General features: G+C 63.1%; 12 protein-coding genes. 5 read left to right on the top strand and 7 right to left on the bottom strand.

What is annotated here, in order from left to right; genetic code table 11:
* Nucleotides 1-218 precede the first annotated feature (218 nt).
* The 5 genes from AC5STI_RS09905 to AC5STI_RS09885 all read right to left on the bottom strand — a co-directional run bounded on the left by AC5STI_RS09905 (nucleotide 219) and on the right by AC5STI_RS09885 (nucleotide 9,363).
* Nucleotides 219-2,150, bottom strand: coding sequence for an acyl CoA:acetate/3-ketoacid CoA transferase (locus AC5STI_RS09905; protein WP_495446555.1), 1,932 nt, complete (start codon nucleotides 2,148-2,150; stop codon nucleotides 219-221).
* A gap of 226 nt (nucleotides 2,151-2,376) precedes the next feature.
* On the bottom strand, nucleotides 2,377-4,410 hold the full coding sequence (locus AC5STI_RS09900; RefSeq protein WP_495446554.1) for a peroxidase family protein: 2,034 nt from the start codon (nucleotides 4,408-4,410) through the stop codon (nucleotides 2,377-2,379).
* Between the two features lie 232 nt (nucleotides 4,411-4,642).
* Entirely contained in the window at nucleotides 4,643-7,021 is a 2,379-nt protein-coding gene (locus tag AC5STI_RS09895; RefSeq protein WP_495446553.1) for a hybrid sensor histidine kinase/response regulator, read from the bottom strand.
* A 25-nt stretch (nucleotides 7,022-7,046) separates the two neighbouring features.
* Nucleotides 7,047-8,048 carry a cytochrome-c peroxidase gene (locus AC5STI_RS09890; protein ID WP_495446552.1) on the bottom strand — a complete coding sequence of 334 codons (1,002 nt, stop codon included), beginning with the start codon at nucleotides 8,046-8,048 and terminating at the stop codon, nucleotides 7,047-7,049.
* Between the two features lie 76 nt (nucleotides 8,049-8,124).
* Nucleotides 8,125-9,363 (bottom strand): NnrS family protein, encoded by a 1,239-nt coding sequence (locus tag AC5STI_RS09885; RefSeq protein WP_495446551.1) that lies wholly within the window; start codon nucleotides 9,361-9,363, stop codon nucleotides 8,125-8,127.
* 241 nt (nucleotides 9,364-9,604) lie between these two features.
* Between AC5STI_RS09885 and AC5STI_RS09880 the strand changes: the two genes are divergently transcribed.
* Nucleotides 9,605-10,300 (top strand): Crp/Fnr family transcriptional regulator, encoded by a 696-nt coding sequence (locus tag AC5STI_RS09880; protein ID WP_495446550.1) that lies wholly within the window; start codon nucleotides 9,605-9,607, stop codon nucleotides 10,298-10,300.
* Between the two features lie 145 nt (nucleotides 10,301-10,445).
* On the opposite strand, the gene AC5STI_RS09875 is transcribed toward AC5STI_RS09880, so the two are convergent.
* Together AC5STI_RS09875 and AC5STI_RS09870 are read right to left on the bottom strand one after the other, a co-directional pair.
* The gene (locus AC5STI_RS09875; protein ID WP_495446549.1) at nucleotides 10,446-11,822 is read right to left on the bottom strand and encodes a sensor histidine kinase; all 1,377 of its coding nucleotides are present in this window, start codon (nucleotides 11,820-11,822) and stop codon (nucleotides 10,446-10,448) included.
* A gap of 208 nt (nucleotides 11,823-12,030) precedes the next feature.
* A complete protein-coding gene (locus AC5STI_RS09870; protein ID WP_495446548.1) occupies nucleotides 12,031-12,240 on the bottom strand; it encodes a hypothetical protein in 210 nt (69 codons plus the stop codon).
* A gap of 124 nt (nucleotides 12,241-12,364) precedes the next feature.
* Here AC5STI_RS09870 and AC5STI_RS09865 point away from each other — a divergent pair, with 124 nt between their 5' ends.
* Genes AC5STI_RS09865 through AC5STI_RS09850 form a run of 4 tightly spaced genes read left to right on the top strand, consistent with a single transcriptional unit; the run spans nucleotide 12,365 to nucleotide 16,854 of the window.
* On the top strand, nucleotides 12,365-12,817 hold the full coding sequence (locus AC5STI_RS09865) for a c-type cytochrome (RefSeq protein ID WP_495446547.1): 453 nt from the start codon (nucleotides 12,365-12,367) through the stop codon (nucleotides 12,815-12,817).
* Nucleotides 12,818-12,830: 13 nt separating this feature from the next.
* Nucleotides 12,831-14,174: a cbb3-type cytochrome c oxidase subunit I gene (locus AC5STI_RS09860; protein ID WP_495446546.1), complete on the top strand. Its 1,344-nt coding sequence runs from the start codon at nucleotides 12,831-12,833 to the stop codon at nucleotides 14,172-14,174.
* Nucleotides 14,175-14,177: 3 nt separating this feature from the next.
* On the top strand, nucleotides 14,178-14,972 hold the full coding sequence (locus tag AC5STI_RS09855) for a CbbQ/NirQ/NorQ/GpvN family protein (RefSeq protein ID WP_495446545.1): 795 nt from the start codon (nucleotides 14,178-14,180) through the stop codon (nucleotides 14,970-14,972).
* 4 nt (nucleotides 14,973-14,976) lie between these two features.
* On the top strand, nucleotides 14,977-16,854 hold the full coding sequence (locus tag AC5STI_RS09850; RefSeq protein WP_495446544.1) for a nitric oxide reductase activation protein NorD: 1,878 nt from the start codon (nucleotides 14,977-14,979) through the stop codon (nucleotides 16,852-16,854).

Genomic DNA, 16,854 nt, shown 5'->3' with positions numbered 1-16,854 from the left:
CCCCGAAAAAATCTGCGAGCAGGTGGCGGAGTGCCTGCCCGGCTGGAGGGATGCGAAAGGAAAAGAGTAATGAATTTAAATAGTTGACCTATTCCCTCCGTACGCCCGCGAGCCGTTCCCGGGTGGATCCAAAGGCCTTGCTGCGGCTGTTCAAACCGTTCGCAGCACGCAAAAAACGGCGGCCAGCCCAGTGAAGGCTGGCCGCAAGTGAAACCGTCTCAGGAACCCCAGATCGCCTGGTGCGCTTCCTCGCCGCTTTCAAAGATATGCGGCTGCACGCCACGGCTGGCGAGCTCGCCTTGCATCTTGAGGCGCATGAAGGCGCTGGTGGTGTAATGGGCGATCGAGGCTGAGTGCGCCTCCAGCGTCTGGCCGACCGAGACAGCGTAGTCGTCCTGCAGGTCTTCGGCGATGCGGAAGCCGTTCTGGTTCATCACCATCTTCACATCGCGGCCGCTCTTGGCGAAGGCCTCCTGCAGAACGCGGTCCAGATCCTCGATGTCGCGCTTCTTCTTCACGCTCCATCCTTCGAGGTTCAGGAACATTGTGTGGCGCGCGGCGTCATAGGTGACCCGCTCGGAGAGGTTGAGGTTGAGCAGGTCATCCAGCAGCCCCATTGGCTCATCCCGGAAAATGCGCGCGTCCATCTGGGCGACGTTTTCGATGATGGGCCTAAACTCCATCTGGTCGAGGATGTCGCGCTGAAGGTCGATACCGGGGGCGATCTCGATCAGCTCCAGCCCCTTGGGTGTCAGCTGCAGCACGCAGCGTTCGGTCACATAAAGCACCGGCTGCGAGCGCTGAGAAGCGTACGGGCCGGAGAAGGTGATCTGCTCGATCAGGCGGACGAACTTCTTGTTGCGGCCCTCCTGAACGATGCGCAGCTCGCCGTCCTCGACCGCAACTTTCAAGCCGCCTGCGGTGAAGGTTCCGGCAAAGACCACGGCGCGGGAGTTCTGGGAGATATTGATGAAGCCCCCGCAGCCATTCAGGCGGCCGCCGAAACGGGAGGCGTTGACGCTGCCCTCAGCATCGCATTCAGCCATGCCAAGGCAAGTGAGGTCGAGGCCGCCGCCGTCGTAGAAATCGAACATCTGGTTCTGGTCGATCACCGCATCGGCATTGGCGGAGGACCCGAAGCTGGAGCCACCCGCCAGCACGCCGCCCACCGCGCCGGCCTCGGTGGTGAGGGTGATATACTGGGTGGCTTTCTCCTCGTTGGCCACCGCGGCCACACCATCGGGCGCGCCAACACCGAGATTCACGGCACCGTTGGGCGGCAGCTCAAAGGCGGCGCGGCGGGCGATGATCTTGCGCTGGTCCAGCGGCATCCTGGCGATGCCCTCCACCGGCACCCGGATTTCGCCGGACAGTGCCGGATTGTGCTGCACGCCATAGTTCATCCGGTGCATGTCCGGGTCATCTGCGACGCAGACGCAGTCCACCAAGAGGCCCGGAATTTTTACGTCCTTGGGCTTGATCGAGCCATCCTCGACGATGCGCTCCACCTGCGCGATGACTATACCGCCGTTGTTATGGGCCGCCATCGCCTGGGCCAGGCAGTCCAGCGTCAGCGCCTCACGCTCCATGCTGATGTTGCCGGAGCGGTCGGCGCTGGTGCCGCGGATGAAGGCGACGTCGATTTTGGTGGCCTTGTAGAACAGCCAGTCCTCGCCATCGACTTCGACGTGCTTGACGATGTCCTCCTCTGTCACCTTGTTGACCTTGCCGCCGCCGTGGCGCGGGTCGACGTAGGTGTGCAGGCCGACCTTGGAAAACAGTCCCGGCTGGCCTGCCGCGCAGGCGCGGTAGAGCTGCGAGATCACCCCCTGAGGCAGGTTGTAGCCGCAGATTTTATTCTCCTGCGCCGCCTGGGCCACCTTGGGCATCCGGCCGAAGTTGCCTGCGATCACCCGCCGCAACAGCCCGTCGTGGTGCAGCCGCCCGGTTCCCAGACCCTTGCTGTCGCCGGCGCCCGCACACATGATCAGGGTGAGGTCGCGGGGGGAACCCTGTTCCACGAACCGCTTTTCCAGAGCGGCATGCAGCATTTCCGGGATGCAGCTTTGCACAAAGCCGGTGGTGGTCACGACATCCCCGTCGCGGATCAGCGCCATTGCCTGTTCGGTGGTGGTTGTCTTGTCTTTCATGGCGGCGCGTCCTCCCCGATGCCGGTTGCCGTCCGTCCAGGAACTGCCTCCTAACGGCGGGATGATCGGGAATGTTAGGCGCGTGCGCCGGCCGGCCTGTCCTTCGATTGCGTCAGCGGATCGAGGAGTTACGACATCGCCCAGTCATGGCTTGCCGGAAGTTTCCGATCGGCTCCTGCAATTTCCGCGGCACATGCATTTTGCATACTGCCGCCGGCCGTTGGGCCTAGAAAAGGCTTGCCCCGGCCTCCAGCCAGTCGCGCAAGGTGATGCCTTCAAAGGTAACGGAGCAGCCGTCGCCGAATGCAAAATTCAGCCCGTCAGCCGTGTCCATCGCCTGTGCGGTCCACGTGTGCGGGCCAACGACTTTGGTCCTGTCTATGCCAAGTTCGAAGTCCGAAATTGTATCCGCACCTGTTTTCCGGGTGTTGAAGACAAAGCAATCGGCGCCTGCACCGCCAGTCAGGACGTCATCCCCTTTGCCGCCAGCCAAAGTATCGTTTCCCGTGCCGCCTTCCAGGGTGTCGCGGCCGGAACCGCCCTTGAGACGATCGTTATGGCTGCCACCGGACAGGAAATCGCTCGCGCTGCCGCCTTTCAGTGTGTCGGCACCGCCGCCCCCGTCAAGGCAATCGCTTCCCCGGTTTCCGCTCAGGCTGTCTCTGCCGCCGCCTCCTTGCAGGTCGTCGTCACCGGATTTGCCTGACAGCACATCCGCCCCTTTGCGGCCAAAGATGAAATCCTGCCCGGACCCGCCGCTCAGAATGTCATCGCTGGCAGTGCCTGCAATCCTGTCCATCGCGGCAAAGGCGTCCTTTTGCAGGTTCTGAACATCTGTGTTGCGCAGGATGACTTCTGACAGCGTGGTGTCCCAAAGCGCCGTCAGCTCCTCTGCCGGGATGCCTGCGCGGCCCTCGCTCCAGAACGGGTCGCCGTCGCGCAAGCGGGTGAATTGATCAACCATGACAACCGTAAAGGTTTCGCCCAGCAGCCCCTTGCCGAAAGCGTCTTCGGCAAGTCCGCCGATCCAGGCGTCCACCAGATTAGTGTCGCCATAGGCGTCTTTCAGCTTGGCGGCCAGCGCCGGGTCGGAGGTAATGTCGGAGAAGCTTTCAGCGCGGGAGAGGCTCAGGGCCTCGCGCAAATCATTGTAGCCGGCCACTCCCAGGTCGCGGCCGCGCTGGATGTTCATCGCGGCCAGATCCAGCCCGCCTGCACCAGGCGGCCCGAACAGGAAAGAGCGCACGTCTTCAACCACCTTGGTGTCTATGGCCTCGGAGGTTTGGGTGGCGGCGCCGCGCAGAACATCCCCAATCATGCCCGATTGGCTGACCAGATCAGGCTGGAAAAACGCGTCGCGCAAGGCCAGCGGGTCCAGTTGAGTTCCGGTTTCAGTGACCCGCTGCAGGTTGGCCGACAGCAGGGTATGGCCCAGCCGGTAGACTGCGCCCGAAAACTCGACTGCAATCCCCGGGTTCACACTGGGGTCATAGCCCTGATAAGCGCCAAAGGCATCTTCGCCCAGCAAGACAGGCAGAAATTCCTTGTAGGTGATGGCTTGCACCAGCGCTTCGACCCGGGCGCGGGCAGCCTCAAACAGCTGCTCACCCGTCAGCGACGGGTCCCTTTCCGCCAGCTCCTCCACCAGGCGGTTGTGCTCGCGCGTGAACAGCGTGTGCATCGAGGTCAAGGCAACATTCTCTGCAGCGCGGACGTCGCCGGTCAGGAACCCGTCACCTTCCAGGTGCAGATGGTCATTTGCGGTCATCTTCAGCTTGCCGCCGCCACCCCGCATGGCCGCGACCATGTCTTCGGTCGAGCCATAGATCATCGAAGCGTCGATACACGCGGTGATTTCATTGACGAATTCGCCGTCGTGCTGTTCCACCCGGGTGAATGGAATGATCGCTTCCCCGGTGCCGAACGGGTCGAAAAAAGGATCGCCCGCCGGAACTTCTATGTTCGCGTGAATGCCGCTTTCGTTTCCGGTCAAAGAAAGGTCGTGGTCCAGGAACTGGCCCCAGATCCACAGAAAATCTGATGCTCCGGCGGCATTGGCCGTCTCGTCATCCTGTGCCGACAGAATGTTGGAAATCTCGCGTGCGTTCGGCCGGCCGGCGCCGGCCATCTCGCCATTCGGCCCCAGCGCGCTGGCGGCCAGCCTTAGCAGTTCGGTGCCGGTTGCACCCCAGTCAGGATGGTCTGGATTTGCGGACGTGCCATCGGAGGGCCGAGCGGCCCCAATCTGTAAACTGGACATGTGATCCCCCAATCACTCGTAAAAAACACTGTCACCGGAAATGCCATCGTGCGGCCTGAAAACGCCTGTGGGCACCTTGCCGCCGAATGCCGAAATCCCCCGCAGATGCAGCTGAACCCGGGCTGCAGTTCTCAGGTAGTGCTTCACGAATTCGTGTCAAACCGTGTGTTTTTCGTGAAATTTGCGGAGGGCAGCGGAGATCGGGGGCGTCTGCCGGTTCAGCGCGCTTTCTTCAAGCCTGCCTGGCCTGCGGCGCGGCGCTGCCGGCCTCACTGGTTCCGGTCCACTTGGCAATCTCATCCAGCAGTTGCGCCTTTCGGATGGGTTTGGACAGGAACCCAACCATGCCAGCCGCACGGCACGCGGCCTCATCAGTGCTTAGGACATTGGCGGTCAGTGCCAGAATAGGGCAGGGCGCGCGGCCGTTATCCCGTTCCCACGCCCGCAGCCGGCGGGTCGCCTCAAGCCCGTCCATCACCGGCATCGACATATCCATCAGCACCAGATCGAACGGCTGCGCGGCAAAGGTCTCGACTGCTTCCTGGCCGTTGCTGCAAATTGTCATCTGTATGCCGGACGGGCCAAGCATCTTTTTCAGAACCAGCTGATTGGTGCGGTTGTCTTCCGCCACCAGCAGCCGCAGGCTGCTGAGCCCCGCGGCCGTCCCGCCAGTTTCAGACCGCACCTCCGGTACAGCGGGCGCCGCACCGGTCTGCAACGCCCTTTGCAGGGTCTGCAGCAGAACGCGGTTCCGGGCAGGTTTCATCAGCACGTGCAAGGTCTTGCACTTCTTGAGCGCCTGGTAGCCTGAGATAAGCCGGCTGCCCACGCAGAAGACCACCGGCAGCTCCCGGCAGCCGGGCAAGCTGTGAAGCCGCTGGCACAAGTTTCTGGCTTGCTCCAGCGGCACGCTGTTCTCCACCAGTACCAGATCCGGCTGCTGCTGGCGGGCGGCCAGCGCTTCCACCTGTTCCAGCAACTCCGCCGGGCCGGCCGGGACCATAGTGTCCGCGCCCCAATACGCCAGTTGCCGGAGCCGCACATCGCGGGAAAACGCCAGATCGGCAACCACCGCCACCCGCTTGCCGGCCAGCGGCCTGGCCGGCGCCGGCGCTGGGGCAGCAACCGGCAGACTCAGACAGACCGTAAAGCAGGAACCTTTACCGGCCTCAGAGACCACGTCGATGCGCCCGCCCATAGCCTGGGCCAGACGGGATGAGATCGCCAAGCCTAGGCCGGTGCCCTCAAACCGCCGTGCGGTGGTGCTTTCCACCTGTTCGAAGGCGTGGAAGATCTGGCCGATGCTGTCCTCGGGAATGCCGACGCCCGTGTCGCGGACGTCGATGCACAACGGAATGGCGTGACTGAGGTCGTGATTCAGGGTGATGCTGATATGGCCTTTCAGGGTGAATTTGACGGCGTTGCCCACCAGATTCATCAGGATCTGCCGCACCCGGCCGCTGTCGCCAGTGAATAGGGCGGGCGTGTGCTCAGGTATGTCGATGCAGATCTCCACTCCCTTGGCGGTGGCGCTGGGCGACATCAGCGTGGCCACATCATAAATCACGTCGCGCAGGTTGAACGGCTGCTGCAGCATCTGCGCCTTGCCGGCTTCCAGCTTGGAAAAGTCCAAGATGTCATTGACGATGCGCAGCAGCGCTTCGGAGGAGGCCAGGATGGTGCCGGTGCAGGATTTCTGCTCGGGGGTGAGGTGGGTCTCGTTCAGCACTTCCGCCATCCCAAGCACGCCGTTGATCGGGGTCCGGATTTCGTGGCTCATAGTTGCCAGGAAACGGGACTTGGTCTCAGTCGCGGCTTCCGCGCGGGCCTTTTCCTGCTGCAGATGCTCGGCAATCCGCTTTTTCTCCTGCAGGCTCGTGTCCAGTGTGTCGAGCGCGGCAAAAACGGCGCCAATCTCGTCACCGGCTTTCGGCAGACCGGATTTTTCACCGCTGGCCAGCCGCTGCAGTTTGGCGGCAGCGGATTGGATCGCTGCTGAAATGGCATGCGCCTTGCGCATTGAAAAGATCAGCGCCGCCGCCATGATCAGCGCGGTTCCTATGAGCCCAAGCGCAAAGATCCGGGAGAGCGCCTGATTGGCCGCGGCGACGGTCAGCTCCGCATGTGCTGCGGCAAGGTTTGTGACCATTGCAGCCTGCCGGGTGACGGCCTCGCTGCTCATCATCAGCGCGCTGAGGGTCGGGATATCCTGGGCTGGTTTGATGCTGAGAAGAACAACTGCCATCAGGCACCATTCGGCCAGCGCGTGGTTCAGCGCTTCGGCCTCGGCCCTGAGCGGCGCGGGCAAGGGCAGTTGCAGCAAGGCGCCAAGGTCGCCGTTGATTTCTTGAAGGTGCTGTTGAAAATTGCCCGCCACCTCCTCCTGCGGGATCAGCCTGGTCATCGCCAGAACGTCCTGCGCATAAGTTTGGGCGGCCGTGATCCCGGTGCTCACGCTGCTGGTGCGGCGGGTGACTTCCAGCGAGGCCTCCATCACGGCGTCCTTGCGGCCTGAGGCATAGACCGCCATGCCGCCGACCAGCAGCACCGCGAACAACGCGGCCACCGTGATGACGAGAACCGGCAGGACAATGGATCTTTTGATGATCATGAACGAATGCCTTCAGCCGCGCGCATCAATTGGCCGGCAGGATCGGGGTTGGCACATTGGTTTCATTGTCCGTCAATGTCTCAAGAAAGGCGATGAGGTCGGCAATGTCGCCTTCGCTGGCGGCAAAGCCTTCGATGCCGGTCTGCCGCGTGGTGCCGGCCGCGCCGCCATCGGCATAATGGCGGATGACCGCAGGCAGCGACGGCAGTGACCCGTCATGCATATAGGGCGCGCGAAGGACGATGTTCCGCAGCCCCGGGGTTTTGAAGCGAAAGTGCTTGTCGGGGTCTAGCTCTGACGCACTGCCGCTGCCCAGGTCCGAGTTGAGCAGTCCGATATCATGCATCTTGTTGTCGGTGAACATCCAGCCGGAATGGCAGGACACGCAATTCGCGCGGCCTGTGAACAGCGCAAAGCCGCGCTTGGCGGCCTCCGGTACCGCGGCAGCATCGCCGCTGACCCAGCGATCAAATCCGGCAACACCGCTGACGATAGTGCGCTGATAGGTGGCCAAGGCGGTGAGGATGGTTTCCTTGCGGATGCCCCGGCCGGGAAACAGCCGCTCGAACCCGGTCTTGTATTCGGTCACCGCGGTCAGACGCGCAATAATATCTTCGAAATTCGCGTTCATTTCATCCGGGGCGGTGATCGGTCCGACAGCCTGTTCCTCCAGGCTGGCCGCGCGCCCGTCCCAGAACAGCGGTGTGATCCACGCGGCATTCAGGATCGTGGGCGCATGGCGGTGCACGGGATTGTCGGAGGCGCCAATCGCCTTGGGAACAGGGGATTCCCAGCCGAAAGAGGGGTTGTGGCAGCTGGAGCAGCTGATGTTCTGTGCGCCGGACAGGCGCGGGTCGAAGAACAGCATCTTGCCGAGGGTGGCGATCCCGCGGTCATAAGGCGCGTTCTCCGGAAACGGCACGGTATCCGGACGCCGGAATGCATCGAGCCCGGCGGGTTGCGCCAGGCTCTGGACGGCCCAAAACAGCAGCGGCACCGCAGCGGCGGCAGCAGCTTTCCACTGCATTCAGGACCTCCTCTTTCAATCCCATTCTACCTACCCGGAATGGCAGCCTCTGAGAAGGCCGTTAATAATACATGACCTATGCAGGTTTCGTTGCGTCAGGGGAGGTTCCCTCCGGTCCGGCCTGCGGCCTTCCGGAGACTTTTTTCGGTCCAATGCGGCGGGTGACCAGCCAGGGCCCGGCTTTCAAGAGCATCAGCGCAAATCCTGCGGTCCAGAGCACCGCAGAGGCGGCGATCCCGTCCCAGCCTGCAGCGAGCTCTGCACTGCCGGCAAGGCGCAGGGCAGCAGCACCCAGCAGCAGCATGAACGCGGCGGTCAGGACCGGGCCTGCAACCAGCGGGCGGCCGCTGTGGCCCATGGTGGCGCGCATCATTACCGCCAGCGTCATGCCGCCAATGGCACCGATGCCCAAAATGTGTGCGGCGGCCGCCGGTTCCAGCAGGCCAAACGGCACGCCGCCCGCTGCGATCAGCCCCGCGGGCACCAGCGCATAGGCCAGGTGCAGCATCAGCAGCAGCGGCTCCGGCAGGGTTGCAAGGCCGCGCCAGCGCGCCAGCCGCACCGCATGCAGCAGGCCGGCTGCCAGTAGCAGCGCGCCGCTGGCAGGGGTCCAGGGCGCTGCGGTCCAAGCCAGCAGCGCCGCGGCGCCAAACACCAGCGCCACCGCGTCGAATTTCCCGAACGGCACCGGCATTTTCTCAGCCCCCTGTTTGGCCAGCCAGTTGCGGGTGAAGCTGGGGATGATCCGCCCGCCGATCAGCATGATCAGGAAGATCAGCACTGCGATTCCCAGACGGCGCGAGACATCGGCCGTGCCTTGGGTCATCGCCTCGATGTGATAGCAGGCGTTGGCAATGCCCAGCAGCGTGACCGGCACCAGGACCTTGAGGTTGCGCCAGTTTTCACCGGCGATGATCTCCCGCGCGATCATGGCAATGACGGCGGCCAGAAAGGCGCAATCCACCGCCATGACCCCAAGTGCGGGCAGGCCCAACCAGCCCGCCGCCGCCAGCCGTCCTGACAGCCACAATCCCGACAGCAGCGCCAGCGGCCAGCCGCGGGCAGGCATCCGCCCGGTCCAATTCGGCACCGCAGTGAACAGGAAGCCCGCAACCACGGCGGCGCCATAGCCGAAGATCATCTCGTGAATATGCCAGTCGGTGGGCAGGAACGGACCTGAATACTCCAGATCGCCGCGCCAGATCAGCAACCAGGCAGGGATTGCCAGCAGGGCAAACAGGCAGGCGCCTAGAAAGAACGGCCTGAAGCCGAATGAAAACAAAACAGGTCCGGTGTATTCAGTTCGCGCAGCCATCACGGCCTCCTTGCATCCGGTCAATGACAGGCGGGCGGCACTGGTCAGGTGCCGCCCGCCGGTCCGGCGCAAGGGACGCAATCTTTCGCCGAACCCCGTGGATCAGCTCCGGCGGGCAGGGAGGAGGGAGGCTCCCCCGGATCCGGGTTCCCGTTTTTCCCGCACGGTTGTTTCCTCTGCCGCCACTATGCGATAACGGCGGGGTGACCTCTTTGTCCTTCAGCAAACTTGCGGTGCATTCTTGTCCAAGCTCGACGAAAGCCTCCTGACCGGGCTGCCGCCCTTCAGCCTCCTGGAGCGCAGCCAGATCCGCGAAATCCTCGATCAGGCGTCGCCCAAGCGTTATGACGAGGGGGCGGAAATCTTTCACGAAGGCCATGATGCCGAGCGGTTCCACCTGCTGCTGGACGGCTACATCCGGGTGGTGAAGACCACCGAGGGCGGCGAGCAGATCATCGCTCTGCATATCTCGCCCGGCCAGCTGTTCGGGATTGCTCCGGCGCTGAACCGCGACACCTATCCGGCCACCGCCATCGCGGCCTCGGAATCGCTGGCGCTGTCCTGGCCGGTGCGTCTGTGGGGGGATTTCACCGCCAACTACCAGGGCTTTGCCACCGAGAGCTACAACACCCTGGGCCAGCGGCTGGGCGAGATGCAGACCCGGATCACCGAACTGGCCACCCAGGCGGTGGAGCAGCGGGTGGCGGCGGCGCTTCTGCGGATGGTGACCCAGTCGGGCCGCAAAGTGGAGGAGGGGATCGAGATCGCCTTCCCGGTGACCCGCCGCAATATCTCAGAGATGACCGGCACCACGCTGCACACCGTCAGCCGCCTGCTGTCGGCCTGGGAGAAGGACGGCGTGGTGAAATCCACCCGCAAGCACATCGTGGTGACAGATCCGCACCGGCTGCTGGTCCTGAGCGGAGCGCAGGGGTAGGGCGGATTTTGGGGCATTTGGCACTTCAAAATTGCCACCGGCATCGCAAACGCTTTCTTTCGCGCACGGCGTGTTCGCCCGAACGCGGCTAGCAGATTGAAACTGCCCGATCCGCATGAGGCGCTGCGGATCCGCTGGCCGCGAGTCACATGGGAAAGAACAGAATGTGCCGGGTTCCCGTCTGGTCGCTTTCGGTTTTCATGCTGCCGTCAAGCTGATTTGTGAATGCTGCCGTCAGCTTCTGGCCCAGACCTGAGTCTACGCGAGCGCTGGGGTCGATGCCTTGCCCGTCGTCTGAAATCGCAATCTTCATGGTTTCGCTTTCGATCGCCATATTCACGCTGAGCCGGCCCGCATTCTGGTCATTGAAGGCATACTTCAGGCTGTTGGTGATCAACTCGTTCACGATCAGGCCCAAGGGAACGGCTATCCGCGTCGACAAGGTTGTCTCGGCAATATCTATTTCCACCGATATCTTGTCAGCCCGTCCTGAGGAGGTCATCAAGTCCTCGACAAGAGCGGTCAGGTACTCTCTGGCCCCAACGCTATCGACCGAGCCGGTTCGGGACAGGTTCCTGTATAGGCTCCCGACTGCGTCGACCCGCGCCCTCATCCTTGCAAAGGCCGCTTTGCACGCTTCATCGCTGAAGTTGCGGGCCTCCAGAATAATGATGCCGCCAATCATTGCGAGGGTGTTCATGACGCGGTGATTGAGTTCTTCTAGAAGACGGCCCGCCTGATCCAGCGCGGCTTCCCTCTCGGCTTCCAGACGCCGCCTCTCAGTGATGTCCTGCATCGCGAGCAGCAGCAGGTGTGTGCGGTTGCCGTCCCGGAAGATTTTGCGCGCATTGAGGAGAATTTTCCGTTCACCGATCTCGGGAAAGGCGTGCCTTACTTCGAAGTCTTCGACGACGGTGTTCTTAGGAACGACCTCAGTCAGAAGTTCCAGAAGCTCAGGGATCGCCCATTGGCCATTGCCCAGATCGTCCAAACGGCGGCCCAGCGTTTCGCCCGGATCGACCCGGAACGTTGTGTAGAATGCCCGGCTTGCGTTGATGACCCCAAGCCGCTCGTCAAGCACCAGAAGCGGTTCGCGGATCGTCTCGACAATGCCCGTGGACATCAGCCGCTCCCGCTCCAGTTCCGCTGCGGCATCGCTTTCCCTGGTGACATCTTCTATGGCCAGAAGGATGCGCCGGGAGCCGTTTCCGGGCCGGACTGTCTTGCGGGCATTCAACTTCATCACCCGCCGGCCGATCTGTTCGAAAACGTGATCGACCTCCACATCTTCAACCGTGTGGCCGTGGTCAACAATCAGCTCAAGTTCCCGCAGCAAGGGGGGGATATGCCATTGCCCGTTGCCGAGCTCGGCGAGCGGCGTGCCGATTGTCTCCTCTGGCTTTACCTGGAAAGTATGAAAAAACCGATCGCTGGCGTATTCAACCACAAGGTCTTCAGTCAGCACCAAAAGGCTCTCTCGAAGGCTCGCAACAATCTCTGCTGGGTCGATCTGCCGTAACATGTCGATACCGATGGTCTTTGCTCCAAAATAAGGCGAAACCAAGTGACGCCTTGAAATGGCGGCTTTTTAACATGGTTTACCGCACCGATGGAAGCCGGTTCTGGCGGCTACACTGGTCTGGAAAACCTGTTCTGAAGTGCGGACCTTCGTTCAATGCACGGATTACTTCAGGTTGTTCGCGAAACAGCAAACCAACTAAGAATTAGCTTTAAGCGTCCACCACGCCCCTCAGCTGCTCCCTAAACGCCATCTCCTCCAGCCCGTATTCCTCACACGCATCAATCAGCGTGTGGAACGGTGCGATCGGGCAGCCGGGGCACAGCATCTGGCGGTTCATGAACTCGCTCGCGCAGGCGGGCCAGTGGTGGAACAACTCGGACAGTGGCAGGTCGGGGTCGTCGAAATCGGGGCGGCGCATGGGGCATCCTCCTTTTCCTGCATCTTGCGTGCAGCAATGCGCCCGGTCTTTGCGCTTCAACAACATATGCGGCGGTGCGCGGGTTTAGGCAGGGCCTATCCGCAACTGTACTCAGGACCGCGATATGTCAGAGATACTTACCAAGTCGCGGGCCAGGAACGTGTTCTACGGGGGCTCCTTGTTCTTCGTCGTCGTGTTCGTGGCCATGACCGCGCACAGCCACCGCTTCATCGTGAACACGTCCACTGCTGGCATGGAGCTGACCGACGAGGTGCGCCAGGGCAAGCACGTGTGGGAGCGCCATTCCTGCATCAACTGCCACACGCTGCACGGCGAGGGCGCCTATTTCGCGCCTGAAGTCGGCAACGTCATGACCCGCTGGGGCGTTCTGGACGACCCCGAAGGCGCCTATGAGATGCTCGACGGCTGGATGAAGTCGCAGCCCTCCGGCGTCGAGGGCCGCCGCCAGATGCCGTACTTCGAGCTGACCGAGGAAGAGACCAAGGCCTTGTCCGAATTCCTGCGCTGGGCGGATCAGACCGACACCCAGAACTGGCCGCCGAACGACGCGGGCTGAGGGGAGAAAAACAATGAAATATCAATCTCAAAAAGTGGCCTACGCCTATTTCATGGTGGCGATGGCCCTGTTCGCCATTCAGGTCCTGGGCGGGCTTTTAGCAGGGTGGATCTATGTCTGGCCCAACACGCTGAGCGAGCTCCTGCCGTTCAACATCGTACGGATGCTGCACACCAACGCACTGATTGTCTGGCTGCTCTTGGGTTTCTTCGGCGCTGCCTATTACCTGGTGCCGGAGGAATCTGAGCGTGAGCTGTTCTCGGTAAAACTTGCCTATATCCAGCTGGCCATTCTGGTCGTCGGGACGCTCGGCGCAGTGGTCTCTTACCTGGCCGGCATCCACGGCGGGCGGGAGTTCCTGGAGCAGCCCCTGTGGGTCAAGTTCGGCATTCTGGTTGCGGCGGTGATCTTCCTTGTGAACATCTCCCTGACTGTGCTGGCTGGCCGCAAGACTGCGATCACCAACATCCTGCTGATGGGCCTGTGGCTGCTGTCGCTCTTGTGGATCTTTGCCTTCATCAACCCGGACAACCTGTCGCTCGACAAGATGTACTGGTGGTTCGTTGTCCACCTGTGGGTGGAAGCCACCTGGGAGCTGGTGATGGCCGCGATCCTTGGCTACCTGATGCTGAAGCTGACCGGTGTTGACCGTGAGGTGGTGGAGAAATGGCTCTATGTTATCGTGGCGCTGGCGCTGTTCTCCGGCATCCTCGGCACTGGCCACCACTTCTTCTGGATCGGCACCCCGGGCTACTGGCAGTGGATCGGATCGATCTTCTCGACCCTGGAAGTGATCCCGTTCTTCGCGATGATGAGTTTTGCCTTCATCATGGTGTGGAAAGGCCGCAAGAACCACCCGAACAAGGCGGCGCTGCTGTGGTCGCTGGGCGCCTCCACTGTGGCCTTCTTCGGCGCCGGCGTCTGGGGCTTCCTGCACACGCTGCACGGGGTGAACTACTACACCCACGGCACCCAGATCACCGCCGCCCACGGGCACCTGGCCTTCTACGGCGCCTATGTGGCGATGAACCTGGCGATGTTCACCTATGCGATGCCGCAGCTTCGCAACCGCGATCCCTATAACCAGGTGCTGAACATGGCGTCCTTCTGGCTGATGACCGGCGGCATGGCCTTCATGACCTTCGTGCTGACCTTTGCCGGCACCATCCAGACCCACATGCAGCGCATCATCGGCGACTACTACATGGACGTGCAGGACCAGCTTGGCATCTTCTACCTGATGCGCCTCGGCTCCGGCGTGGCAGTGGTCCTGGGTGCGCTCCTGTTCATCTACGCAACCGTCGTGGTCCGCCGCGAAATCATCAAACCCGGCCCCGCGGCCGTACCGGGAGAGTAAGCCATGAACGCGATGAACATGCCTTCCGTGCCCTTCTACCGTCCCGCAGGCGATGAATGCACCGTCTTCGAGATGGCCCAAGCCAACGGTCTGCCCCTTCTTCTGAAGGGGCCCACCGGCTGCGGCAAGACGCGGTTCGTGGAACATATGGCAGCCCGGCTCGGGCTGCCCCTCCACACCGTTGCCTGCCACGACGACCTGTCCGCCGCCGACCTGATCGGGCGCTACCTGCTGAAGGGCGGCGAGACGGTCTGGGTCGACGGCCCGCTGACCCGCGCGGTGCGCGAGGGCGGCATTTGCTACCTCGATGAAGTGGTCGAGGCCAGGAAGGACGTGGCCGTGGTGCTGCACCCGCTGACCGACGACCGCCGCCGCCTGGTGATCGACCGCACGGGTGAGGAACTCTCCGCGCCCAAGCCCTTCATGCTGGTGGCCAGCTACAACCCCGGCTACCAGAACATCCTGAAGAAGCTGAAGCCCTCAACCCGGCAGCGCTTTCTGTCGATCGGTTTCGACTTCCCGGAAGCCTCTGCCGAGACTGCGGTGGTTGCCGCTGAAAGCGGGCTGAATGAGGACCGCTCCGCTGCGCTGGTGCGGCTGGCGGGCCATATCCGCAAGCTCTCCGGCATGGACCTGGAGGAAGGTGTCTCCACCCGCCTGCTGATCTACGCCGCCACGCTGATCGCCAAGGGCATGAGCGTCGAGCGCGCGGTGGAGGCCGCCATCATCGAACCTCTCAGCGACGAGGGTGACGTGCAGCAGGCGCTGCGCGACCTTGCCGCCAGCGTCTACGGGTGATGCCATGATCCACGCTCTCGACCTTCTGGAACCCGAAGAAACGGTCGGCAACCTGTGGCATGGCATGGCCACACGGATCGGCGCCGCTGAGGACGGAACCGAACACACCGTCCGGTTCGAGGACATGCGCGCCAGCGTGGCGGCCTTGTTCCGGGCGCTGGGCGGGGCCGGGGGCGTGGAAATCCAGGTGGCGCCCGCGGTGCTGTCGGACCACCGTCCGGACCGGCTGCGCCGCATCGGCACCCCGCGGGAGATGGTGCATGTGGCCAGTTTCGACGGCGAGCGCCTGCGCCTGCCGCCGGAAATGGCCGCCTTTCCCAGCCTCGAGCTGAACCGCAAGGCCTACCTGTGGCTGGCCGCAATGGCCGCCATGATCGAATTGCCGGACCGCAACGAGGACCGTTATCAGGCCGACCAGCTGGAGATCGCTGCCAATGCCCAGGCTGCGGATAAGGTGTTTACCGCTTGTCCGGGGCTGCGGTCCGCCTATGGCGCGTTCTGCGCCCATATTGCCGGAACCCGCAAGCGCAACGGCCTGCCGCGGTTCGAGGCGCGGATTGAAAGGATGGTGCTGGATCAGATCGGCACTGACTGCCGGGTTGCCGAGCCCTGCACCTGCACCGCGCCGCGCGGCTACCGCACCTATCAGCCGGTGCCGTTCTGGCTGCGCTTGGCCGTACCGCAGGCGGGCAGGGGGGCAGCCCCCGAGGCGGAGGAGATGAAAACCCCGGGCCTCGCCGTATCCACCCGCAAGACGGCCAAGCGGCAGGACCAGGACCAGACCACCCGCAAAGACAGCTTCATCGTCCACCGGTTTGAATCCATCCTGTCCTGGGCCGAAAGCCTGAACATCAACCGCATGGTCGATGACGACGACAATGAGAACGCCCAGAAAGCGGCGGAGGATCAGGACAATCTCACCCTCTCGCAGCACATGAAGCGCGCGGCGTCGCGGCTGCGGATTTCGCTGGACCTTTCGCCGCAGGATGCCGAGCACGAACGGCTATCGGGGCAGTTCACTTATCCCGAGTGGAACCACAAGCTGGGCAAACACATGCCCGCCCATACTCGTGTGCTGGAGGCCGAAGGCAAACCCGCCGACAGCTTCCAGCCCGACCCGCGGCTGGTCGCCCGCGTGCGCCGCCAGTTTGCGCCGCTGCACCCGCGCCGGGTGATGCTGCCTCGGCAGTTGGACGGCGACGAGCTGGATCTGGAAGCAGTGGTGAAATCCCATGTCGATCTGGCCTGCGGCCAGCAGGGCAGCGACCGGGTCTGGCAGGCCAGCCGTCCGATGGCCCGCGACCTGAGCGTGGCGGTGCTGATGGACTGCTCCCGCTCGACCGAGGCCACCGTCGGCGACCGCCCGGTGATCGAGACCGCCCGCGAGTCCCTGGCAGCACTTGCCGGCGGTATCGCCACGGCGGGCGACCGTCTGGGCATCTGGGGGTTCTCCTCGCTGCGCCGCGACCGGGTGTTCGTGACCCGCGCCAAAGGGTTCGAGGATCCGATGTCAGAGGCGGTCACTGCCCGCATCGGCGGCTTCAAGCCCGGCCACTACACCCGGCTCGGCGCTGCAATCCGCCATGCCTCCGCCCAGTTGGCTGAGGAAGGATCCGAACGCCGCCTGCTCTTGGTGCTGACCGATGGCAAGCCCAATGATCTGGACCACTACGAAGGCGTGCATGGCATCGAGGACAGCCGCATGGCGGTGCGCGAGGCGCGCGCCCTGGGCCAATCGGTGCACGGCGTGGTGATCGACGCCGACGGGCAGGACTGGTTTGCCCGCATCTTCGGCCGTGCGGGGTTCACCCTGCTGCCCGACCCGGACCGGCTGCCGCGCGCGCTGCCGGAAATCTATCAATCCCTGACAATGGAGCACTGA

This window comes from Leisingera sp. CC-HEC096, assembly GCF_059429235.1.
Note: the sequence above shows the minus strand (reverse complement) of the source record. Positions and strands in the feature narration are given on the sequence as shown.

What these genes read in the sequence shown, in the direction of transcription:
- AC5STI_RS09865 (WP_495446547.1), top strand. Translation starts at nt 12,365, where the DNA reads ATGTCAGAGATACTTACCAAGTCGCGGGCCAGGAACGTGTTCTACGGG.
- AC5STI_RS09905 (WP_495446555.1), bottom strand. Translation starts at nt 2,150, where the DNA reads ATGAAAGACAAGACAACCACCACCGAACAGGCAATGGCGCTGATCCGC.
- AC5STI_RS09860 (WP_495446546.1), top strand. Translation starts at nt 12,831, where the DNA reads ATGAAATATCAATCTCAAAAAGTGGCCTACGCCTATTTCATGGTGGCG.
- AC5STI_RS09900 (WP_495446554.1), bottom strand. Translation starts at nt 4,410, where the DNA reads ATGTCCAGTTTACAGATTGGGGCCGCTCGGCCCTCCGATGGCACGTCC.
- AC5STI_RS09875 (WP_495446549.1), bottom strand. Translation starts at nt 11,822, where the DNA reads ATGTTACGGCAGATCGACCCAGCAGAGATTGTTGCGAGCCTTCGAGAG.
- AC5STI_RS09895 (WP_495446553.1), bottom strand. Translation starts at nt 7,021, where the DNA reads ATGATCATCAAAAGATCCATTGTCCTGCCGGTTCTCGTCATCACGGTG.
- AC5STI_RS09885 (WP_495446551.1), bottom strand. Translation starts at nt 9,363, where the DNA reads ATGGCTGCGCGAACTGAATACACCGGACCTGTTTTGTTTTCATTCGGC.
- AC5STI_RS09870 (WP_495446548.1), bottom strand. Translation starts at nt 12,240, where the DNA reads ATGCGCCGCCCCGATTTCGACGACCCCGACCTGCCACTGTCCGAGTTG.
- AC5STI_RS09890 (WP_495446552.1), bottom strand. Translation starts at nt 8,048, where the DNA reads ATGCAGTGGAAAGCTGCTGCCGCCGCTGCGGTGCCGCTGCTGTTTTGG.
- AC5STI_RS09855 (WP_495446545.1), top strand. Translation starts at nt 14,178, where the DNA reads ATGAACGCGATGAACATGCCTTCCGTGCCCTTCTACCGTCCCGCAGGC.
- AC5STI_RS09850 (WP_495446544.1), top strand. Translation starts at nt 14,977, where the DNA reads ATGATCCACGCTCTCGACCTTCTGGAACCCGAAGAAACGGTCGGCAAC.